Raw genomic sequence first — 8,420 nt, 5'->3', positions numbered from 1 at the left:
CACTTGACCGACTGAAAAATCACATGTGAATAGCGGCCCGCGATCTGCTCCCCACCCGGGCGGCATCAAATCGGAACGGTGGGCGCGATCAGATCGGAATGGGTGGGCGGCATCGCCGGAATCCGCAGCCAAGTTTCAGAAGTTCAATACCAGCCCATTCGTTTTGATGTTTTACTCAAAGAAGCAGGGCTATAGCCGTGTTTCCGAGATTGAAGGCGACATCATCCCCGCGAAGGTGTTTTCGTCAATGGAAACTTCTGCGGGCAGGATGGTGGAAGAAGTAGTGCTGCCTGTCTACGGTTGGGAAGTGGTGCCAAGCCAGATGCACAGCATCGAAAGCCTTCTTGATGGCAGAAAGAGCACCGCGCAGGATTTTCTAGGGGTTACGCTGAAAAGCGGCCCACGTTGCCTAAATGATGAAATGGCTCAAAACATTGGACGTGATGTTGCGACCCACGTGCCTACGTGGGCGGCCAATCATGGGGCTCAAAAAGTAGATTTTACCTATGGCGTCCTTTACGGGACAAAGCGGCTATCCAACAAGAAAGACTGGCATATTCTTCGTAGTATCGCGGAGGTATTACCTGCCGATGCAGTTGTCCATACGTCGCATAGTGGGCAATGGAGCATTGGTTACCAACGAGGTGGTCTTGATGTAACTGCAACTGTCCGGATAGGGATTGATTGGTGGACATACTTGGGAGGTGCAACAGCATGGATCGAAGTATGTTTGGCTTTGATCAGGGCTTGTGTGGTGGTCGCTCCGCCGAGGACCGATGTTCCGCAATATGCAATTTCTGATCTTGCGGAAATTCTGGATACGTCCGGGCTTCCTGCCGGGTTCAACGTCGCCATAGTCCAGGAGAGCCAAATCGAATGGCTGCTTTTTTTGGCACGCCACTTTTGCGATGGGTTTCAAGACTAGCATTTAGTCTACGGCATCAAGGGCTGGGATCAGCCGATATGACTGTCTGCTCACCGTCCTCGTTGTAGAAGGTGACCTGCCGGTCGATCACGAAAGCCGCCTCTGCATCCTCTCGGGTTATCTCGTCGGCCCCGTCCACGTCGAGAAAGAGCTTCGACCCGTCAGGGGAAAAGAACAGGTCGAGCGCCGAGGCCAAGTCCGGCTTTGTGTAGTGGCCGTGGTCGCGACGCCCGCTTTGGTCTTGGGCAAACACTATGACACGCATCGCCAAACTCCGATCATCTTCGTCACTGTTACAGCGACATCCGGACAAAAGGAAGGTTCCTACCCTCCGTCATATCATTCAAACATTGTCTGCCGTTTGGCTTGTATCGCTTGGCTTCTCGGTCATCGCGGCAGGCAGAACCAGTTCGGGATAGCGAACCGTGCCCATGGCTGCCGCGAGCTTCGTCACAGTGTATTTGGAGCCGTAGTTTGCGGAAACACCCGGCGTCACTCGGCCTGTGATGACGTTGCCGATAGGCGTGTTGTGGAGGTCCGCTTCCTTGAGCGCATCCTCGAACGTGTGCCGGAAGCTGTGAAAGCACAACGCCGTGCCCGACAAATCCAGTCGGTCTATCAGCCGGGCAAACCATTTCGATGTCGGATCACCCCAATTGCCCAACTGGTTGCGCGACGCATCCGAGAAGAGCAGCTTCCGCCCCGACTTTCGAGCCTCTTTGACAAAATCCCAAAAGCCAAGCCGGATCAGATCGGGGTGGACAGGCACCTTACGGCTTTTGTCATTCTTCATGTCACGCTCGCCGGGGCGGTGGCGAAAATCGAAAAGGCGCACCCCGCCTTCTTCGACCATCTCGCTTACCAACTGACCACAAATCTCGGTAAGGCGTGCGCCAGAAAAAAGGGAGATCAGCGGTGCCCAATAGCGGGAAGGGCGCTCCAACGCCGCACCGGGCCCGCTGGCCCACGGTTCGCAGGCGAATATGGCGTTGAGTTGGTGGACCTTGAATGGGTCGCGTTTATCTTCGGCAGCGATGGGGTCTTTGACCTCAATTTTGGCCATGGGGTTGCCGACGATCCAACCTTGATCGCGCCCGTAGCGGAGTATCGCGCCGAGTTTGTTCAAATGACCGTTGACGGTCGCCGGGCCGATCTTCGGCAAACCTTCACGGGCAGCGATATCCATCGCCTCCACTAGCGTTTTGCCGCGTGTGGCAGGGCGCTTCTGATAGTTGGAAGGAACGTCAAGCAGGCGCTTGCGGACGCCAATGCAAAAATCCTCGTTGATGTCCGCAAGCGGTGTGTCCTTGCCACACAGTTCCTCGATCACCCGGAAGATGATGACATAGTTCTTGATGGTCGAAGTTGACCAATCGAGGCCCCGTGCGCCCCGAAACTTGGTGACCAGATCGCCCAATTTCATAGGGCGGTTGTCGGTTTTGGGAACTGAAGGGCCGAACATGGGGTCGGCATCGGGGTCGCGTGCCATCTTGCCTTCGAGGGTGCGAAGTTCCTTGCGGTAGCACTGCAAACGCGCCCGCAGCAGCATCTCGCAGAGATACTGGAAGGCGTCACTGGCTTCGGGAACGATCCAGCCCTTTTCCTCACATAGCCATTCAGCATCTAGCCCCATTACGCCCCAATCACCGTGATCGAGGCGATCCAGATGAAACTCGATCATCTCACGATAGCCTTCGGCACGGCTTTTCCGGCTGGCCGGGTCATTTCCGACGGCCAACGAAACCTTGCCCCGCATGTTTTTCTTCATGCGGTGAAAATGGGCGTGGCAAGCTAAGTCGATGTCGCTCTTCGAGGGAACTGGATGGGAGCGATCCGCATCGAAAGCGGATTGAACCTCCACTGGCCGGGCTGCATCAATCAGTGCGGCAAGATCGGCGACAGTGCGATGATACGTCTTCCGCACTTTGGCAAAATCGCCGCCCAACGACCTTTTCAACTCACCTTTGCCGACAGCAGGCCGGAGCGGGCGCGGCACTTGAAGCCGCACCTCGTAGCTGTGTCCGCGCTGATAGAGGTAGTCATAGCCTTCGACCCGCCGCTTGGATGCACTCATGTTTGGCCCCTATTTAGGACCAACCTTAGGACCAAGTGGTTGACGAAACCCCAACACTTCCGGGAGTTTCCGAGAAATGCTGGGGTTTGGGAGGCGGTGGTGGGCCCGGCAGGATTCGAACCCGCGACCTAGCCGTTATGAGCGGCCAGCTCTAACCGCTGAGCTACAGGCCCCCCGTGCGAGAGGGGGTTAAAGACGGCGGCCGCGCTTGGCAAGCCGCTGCGTACGATCTCGGTTCGGCCAGCGTTGCCACCGCGCCGTCAGAACTCGACCCCGCCCATGATCCCGGCCACGTTGGTCGGCCGGATGCCGCGTTCGGCCAGCGTCGCAAAGACCGCGCGCCACCAGTCGTACATGCGGTCCAGCCCTTCGGCATCGCGCACATAGGGGGTGTGGCCGGGGCGCAGCGACGGACTGTGGAACGAGAACACCAGCACCGGCACCCGCTCCTTGATCGCCACGGCGATACCCTTGATCGCTTCGGGCGCGGTCACCCCTTCGGGGGTCAGCGGGATGCGTTCGAGCAGTCCGGCGCGCGCCAGCGCCCCGCGCAGGTGTGGAACCCGCCACATCGCCGGATAGAGCCACGCCCCCCAGCGCCGCAGCAACCCGCGATAGACCGTGGTCAGCGGCAGTTCCATCAGCCCGTTGCGCCGGTCGATCCACCAGGGATGGATCGGATGGTCGCGGAAATTGGGTCCGCCGTTCGACGAATAATCGAACCGCGCGCGGACCGAGGTGTCGATGGCGATCGATCCGCTGCACAGGATCTCGGCGGTCGCGGCTCCCACGCCATAGCGCCCGGCGCGATAGATCAGCGGCGGCCGCCCGAATGTCTGTTCGATCTGGTCGCGCAGGCGGCGGAACTTGGCGCGCTCCAGTTCGGGCGGCAGATTGCCGGCAAAGCTGTTGAACTCGTTGACGTCTTCGTCATGCGGCGGGCTGACCCACGGGTGCAACTGCACGCCGATCTCGGCCCGGCCATGGGCCACCGCATCGCCCAGCGCCTCGACCGCGCGCGGATCGCTGACGATCGGGAAATCGACCAGATAGATCGGGCAGATGCCATAGCCTTCGCAGAACTGCTGGAACTTGGCGAGGCGCGGGACATGCGCAAGCGAGTGGCCGGTGCGGTCGAACGGCTGGGTCCAGTCGAACTCCTCCTCGGTGTCCACCGTCACGATGAACCGTTGCCCGAAATCAGCGGAAAACCGTACGAAGTCCGACTCCTGCGGCAAGTCAAGGATGCTCGGCTTCGTCACGTACGCTGTCAGTCCCCCGGTCTTTTCGGCGTACCGGGCGCGCTGGCCCGGTGTGGTCACTTGCCGCCTGTTCTGCTTATTCGGCCACTGCGCTATTGAGCGGCTGGGCAGCGGTCAAGAGCGGGAGATCAACCCACAGCCGCGCCCCGTTGCGCCCGATGTTGCCGCCTGCCGCGCGCACTTCGGCGCTCGCCAGCCGCAAGGTGAAGCCATTGCCCAGCATCGCCGCGCCCGGCGCCGCGCCGGTGCGGGCGGTGTCGGGCGCAAACAGCGCGGCGTCGTCGCGCATCGCCAATGCCGAGGGCAGCGGCACCGTCAGCCGCGCGTAACCGGCCCGTTCGGCCAGCGTGAACGACAGCCGCTCGCCCGGCGCGGCGGCCGCGCTCACCACCGAGACGATCCGCCACAGCGTGCGTTCCAGCTCGGCCGGAGCAACCCCCACCGCGACCGGATGGACAGGCACGCTGCACCGCAACTTCACTTCACGCCCGCGCACGGCGGGTTCGACTTGCGCCACCAGCCGCTGTAACAGCGCGCCCGGATCGCTGGCCCCGGCCTCGCACGTCAGCCGCCCGGTTTCGAGCCCGACCAGCCGCTCCACTTCCTCAAACCCCGCCAGCATCCGCGCCGCGTCCGATGCGATCGAGGCGGCAAGGCTGCGATACTGGTGCGGGGTAGGGCCGAACAACTGCTGCTGGATCAGCTCGGCAAAGCCCTGGATCGCGTTGATCGGGGTGCGCAGTTCATGCAGGATCTGGCGCAGGCGGTCGGCGCTGGCATCGTCGGGCGGCGTGCCGGCGCTGCTCAGCGGTTCGACCGGAGGCCGCCGCAGCCGCGCGCCATAGCCAAGGAAGCTGCCGCCCGGATGGCCGAAGATCGGCGCGGCGTCGATGCGCCAGGGCCCGGCAATCGCCTCTGCCCCCTCCAGCGTCACCAGCCCGCGTTCGACCGGCAAGTGGCCATGCGCCGCGCGCGCGGTGGCCGCGTCGCAAAAGGCCGGGGCATCGGCGTCGGCGGTGAACGGGCGGTGGCCGACCAGCATCGGCCCGAACCCGCCAGATGCCGACACGATCATCCCTTCGGCATCGATGCGGATGTCGATCGCGGCCACATCGGGCAGGCCATCGGCCCGCGCCTCGTCGCCAAAGGGCAGGCGGGTCTGGCCGTGTTCGCTTGCCGGCGCAGGCGTTGCGACCACGCTTTCGCGGGTGCGGCGGAACGCCTCGATCCGGCGGACGATCGCGCCGATGCCTTCCTTCTGGCTTTGCGCCGCCACCTCTTGCACCAAGGCATCGGCGGGCAACGGGATGGCCAGGGGTGCGACCGGCGCTGGCGCAGCGGCCACGCTTATGGGCGCGACCACCGGCACGGCGACCGGCACATAGCCATCCGGCTCGGGCAGGGCGAAGTCATCGACCCCCAGTCTGGTCAACAGCCGCTCGACCGCCGGGCCAAGATCGCGGCGATGGCGCAGGAACCCGCGCGCCTGCACCGGCAGCGTGGGGATCAGCGCCAGCCATTCGGCCTCGGCCAGCCGCGCCCCGGCGATGGCGGCCAGCGCGGTGCGCGGCCCCTTGCGGGCAAAGTGATCGACCAGCAGGGGCGAGCGCAGCGCGCACGAGCGCAACAGCGCGGCGCCAACTTCGTCGCCCAGGGCCTGATGCAACTGGTCAAGCCGGGCCAGCCCCGCGCCGTGCTGCGCCGTCCAATTGGCGGTCGGGGTGCGGCCAAGCAGGTCGGCCAGTTGCCGGAAATGCGTGGATGCGCCCGCGCCGGTGCCTGCGGCATTGCGCAGCACGGTTTGCAGGCGGTCATCAACGATCATGCATTCTCCGCAACGTCATTACGGCCCGGACCGGCGTTTGGGCCAGGGCGCTTTCGGGGTACAGGCTCTTTGCCAACCGGTACAGGGGACTACACTAACAAATCGGGTGAAGGCGCAAAGAGCGTCCTTGATTGCGTTGCATTGTGGGACGATTGCGATATGAGACAATAAAATTATCTCTGGCCGGTAAATCCGGTAAGGAAAGATGCCAAGGGCGCGGCGCAAGGCCTTTCGGACCATGTGCGCGGCTGATGGACAAGGTTCCGGCCAGGTGGTTGAGGATCGGGATTGCAAGCGAAGGTCATGGCTACTTTGGATTCGATCGACCGTCGGCTGCTGGCCGAATTGCAGGATGAAGGCCGCGTCACCAATGTGGAACTGGCGCAACGCGTCGGTCTGACCGCGCCGCCCTGTTTGCGCCGTGTCCGCGCGCTTGAGGAAGGCGGCGTGATCAAGGGCTACCATGCCGAGCTTGACGCATCGAAGCTGGGCTTTGCCATCACCGTGTTCGCGCTGGTCAGCCTGAAAAGTCAGGCCGAAGAGGCGCTGCGCCAGTTCGAAGATCACATGCGGCTGCTGCCCGAAGTGCGCGAATGCCACATGCTGAACGGTGAGATCGACTTCATCCTCAAGATCGTCAGCCGCGATCTGCAAAGCTTTCAGGAATTCCTCACCAGCAAGCTGACGCCCGCGCCCAACGTGGCCAGCGTCAAGACCAGCCTGACCATCCGCACCGCCAAGCAACTCCCCGGCGTCCCGCTGGAGGATTGAGCGGGCGCAGACCCGGCTTTTTGCCTCAGCGCCATTCCTGAAACGCCGAACCCCCACCCCCAACCCCTCCCCACCGGGGAGGGGAGCAGTTCGCGCGCCTGCCCTCCGCCCACAAAAAAGCCCTCCCCCGCTCGGGGGAGGGTTGGGTGGGGGTAACCGGCCTTTCCGGACGCAAAAAAACCGCGCGCGGAATTCGCGCACGGGTCTGGGCCGGGTGGCGAATCCGGTTAACGCCGCTGGCAGGTGGGGAAGGCGCGGACGGGTGCGGTCGGCGCTGGTTTGGGTTCTCGACGCGGGTTTGTGCGAATGGCGAAAGTGGCGCGTAGAGGGACCAAATTCGCTCGACCCTGACGGGCACGCAGGCACCGGGGCGGGCTCGCGCTCTTGCCGGACTACCTTGCGGGCTTGGGGCCCGATCCCACGGCGAGGGTAACAGGCCCCGCCGTTCGTGCCGCGAATGCGGACGCCTCCGTCCTGGGGAAAGCGCCGACCGCGCGCCGGGTCGCAAAGGCGAAGCGCTCACGCCCCAGCTCCCGTCACGGCGGGGCATATAACCCATATGGTTCGTTTTGTCAAGGGTGACGTTGGGGCGGGGGAGGTGCCAGGCTTGCCCGCACGGACCTCTCCTCCGGTCTCACCGCAATTGCCTATCCGCCAGACCCCAACCTCCGTCACCCCGGATCAAGTCCGAAGTGACGGTAAATGGGCAAGCCAACCCTATGCGATAACCCTGCGCGGAGGGGCCGGGGCCATTTGGGTATTCAGTAAAGTGTCACCGTAATTCGCACCGTAATTCTAGCGCGCAGTCGCCGTCCTCGAAAAAGGTCCGCCGCCTGCCTGTGCCACGCTGCTTAACGTGGTGCAGCATGTCCGGCTGGACGATCCGGGGAAGGCGAAATATGCTGGGCCATGAGTTTATTTGGAGATTTAGTAAAGTTCCACTTTAATTCCCACTGTAATTTCCATTACTATGTTCTCTATGGGCAAGGGATGGAACCTTTGGAATGGCGAAGAAGCAGTCCAAGACAGCACTTACGCTACTGGAAAAATCTGTAATCAAGGCATTGATTATCGATGGGTGGCGGAATCAGGACGTGCAGGCCCTCATCAATACCGGGCGGGCAGCGTCTATCAATTTTGGGCGAATATCTGGCGTCAAGACTGACAACGCGATAAAACCTGCGACAAAACAGCAAGTCGAGACCTTTCGACACAAGAAACTTCTCTTCGACCATGTGACGGGGCTTTGCCCCATCGACAATGAGCGTCTCGTCCGGGCTCGCGAAGCGATGATCTTGGCAGTCGGATTGTTCAACACACCTCGAATTGCGTTTAAGGCAGGCGTGTTCTCGATGTTGGCGAATGTCGCGTGGACATATCTTCTGCATCAATATTACGAATCCAAGGGCGTGCCGCTCATTAACAAGGACGGCTTCAGAGCCCGATTCAAAAGTCTGTCATGCGGCTGAAAGTCGCGCAATTCTGCGGGTTAGCATCCGGATAGAAGCGATATTCGCCCACGCGGTCGAGCTCTCGATGGAGCGTTCCCAGTCTTTGGCGAGG

7 protein-coding genes, 1 tRNA gene and 1 pseudogene are annotated in these 8,420 nt (G+C 62.1%); 3 read left to right on the top strand and 6 right to left on the bottom strand.

What is annotated here, in order from left to right; translation table 11 throughout:
• Positions 1 to 25: 25 nt before the first annotated feature.
• Positions 26 to 925, top strand: coding sequence for a PmeII family type II restriction endonuclease (locus tag LDN95_RS22550; protein ID WP_226019756.1), 900 nt, complete (start codon positions 26 to 28; stop codon positions 923 to 925).
• A gap of 16 nt (positions 926 to 941) precedes the next feature.
• On the opposite strand, the gene LDN95_RS22545 is transcribed toward LDN95_RS22550, so the two are convergent.
• From LDN95_RS22545 to LDN95_RS22525, 5 genes are all read right to left on the bottom strand, one after another.
• Positions 942 to 1,190: a hypothetical protein gene (locus LDN95_RS22545; protein ID WP_226019755.1), complete on the bottom strand. Its 249-nt coding sequence runs from the start codon at positions 1,188 to 1,190 to the stop codon at positions 942 to 944.
• A 78-nt stretch (positions 1,191 to 1,268) separates the two neighbouring features.
• Positions 1,269 to 2,999 carry a site-specific integrase gene (locus LDN95_RS22540; protein ID WP_226019754.1) on the bottom strand — a complete coding sequence of 577 codons (1,731 nt, stop codon included), beginning with the start codon at positions 2,997 to 2,999 and terminating at the stop codon, positions 1,269 to 1,271.
• A gap of 97 nt (positions 3,000 to 3,096) precedes the next feature.
• Positions 3,097 to 3,172 (bottom strand) — tRNA-Ile (locus tag LDN95_RS22535).
• An 87-nt stretch (positions 3,173 to 3,259) separates the two neighbouring features.
• Positions 3,260 to 4,261 (bottom strand): polysaccharide deacetylase family protein, encoded by a 1,002-nt coding sequence (locus tag LDN95_RS22530; RefSeq protein ID WP_226019757.1) that lies wholly within the window; start codon positions 4,259 to 4,261, stop codon positions 3,260 to 3,262.
• 76 nt (positions 4,262 to 4,337) lie between these two features.
• Positions 4,338 to 6,086, bottom strand: coding sequence for a sensor histidine kinase KdpD (locus tag LDN95_RS22525; protein ID WP_226019753.1), 1,749 nt, complete (start codon positions 6,084 to 6,086; stop codon positions 4,338 to 4,340).
• Between the two features lie 303 nt (positions 6,087 to 6,389).
• Between LDN95_RS22525 and LDN95_RS22520 the strand changes: the two genes are divergently transcribed.
• The gene (locus tag LDN95_RS22520; protein WP_226019752.1) at positions 6,390 to 6,857 is read left to right on the top strand and encodes an Lrp/AsnC family transcriptional regulator; all 468 of its coding nucleotides are present in this window, start codon (positions 6,390 to 6,392) and stop codon (positions 6,855 to 6,857) included.
• A 1,004-nt stretch (positions 6,858 to 7,861) separates the two neighbouring features.
• Entirely contained in the window at positions 7,862 to 8,326 is a 465-nt protein-coding gene (locus LDN95_RS22515; RefSeq protein WP_226019751.1) for a DUF3644 domain-containing protein, read from the top strand.
• Here LDN95_RS22515 and LDN95_RS22510 read toward each other — a convergent pair.
• Positions 8,315 to 8,420 (bottom strand): annotated as a pseudogene (locus tag LDN95_RS22510) (IS5/IS1182 family transposase); the annotation flags it as partial. The gene LDN95_RS22515 and the pseudogene LDN95_RS22510 sit on opposite strands and share 12 nt — an antisense overlap.

It is taken from the genome of Novosphingobium sp. FKTRR1 (assembly GCF_020404405.1).
Lineage (GTDB): Bacteria > Pseudomonadota > Alphaproteobacteria > Sphingomonadales > Sphingomonadaceae > Novosphingobium.
The sequence above is the reverse complement of the archived record's forward strand: the minus strand, read 5'-3'. Positions and strand labels throughout refer to the sequence as shown.

What these genes read in the sequence shown, in the direction of transcription:
- LDN95_RS22545 (WP_226019755.1), bottom strand. Translation starts at nt 1,190, where the DNA reads ATGCGTGTCATAGTGTTTGCCCAAGACCAAAGCGGGCGTCGCGACCAC.
- LDN95_RS22540 (WP_226019754.1), bottom strand. Translation starts at nt 2,999, where the DNA reads ATGAGTGCATCCAAGCGGCGGGTCGAAGGCTATGACTACCTCTATCAG.
- LDN95_RS22525 (WP_226019753.1), bottom strand. Translation starts at nt 6,086, where the DNA reads ATGATCGTTGATGACCGCCTGCAAACCGTGCTGCGCAATGCCGCAGGC.
- LDN95_RS22520 (WP_226019752.1), top strand. Translation starts at nt 6,390, where the DNA reads ATGGCTACTTTGGATTCGATCGACCGTCGGCTGCTGGCCGAATTGCAG.
- LDN95_RS22515 (WP_226019751.1), top strand. Translation starts at nt 7,862, where the DNA reads ATGGCGAAGAAGCAGTCCAAGACAGCACTTACGCTACTGGAAAAATCT.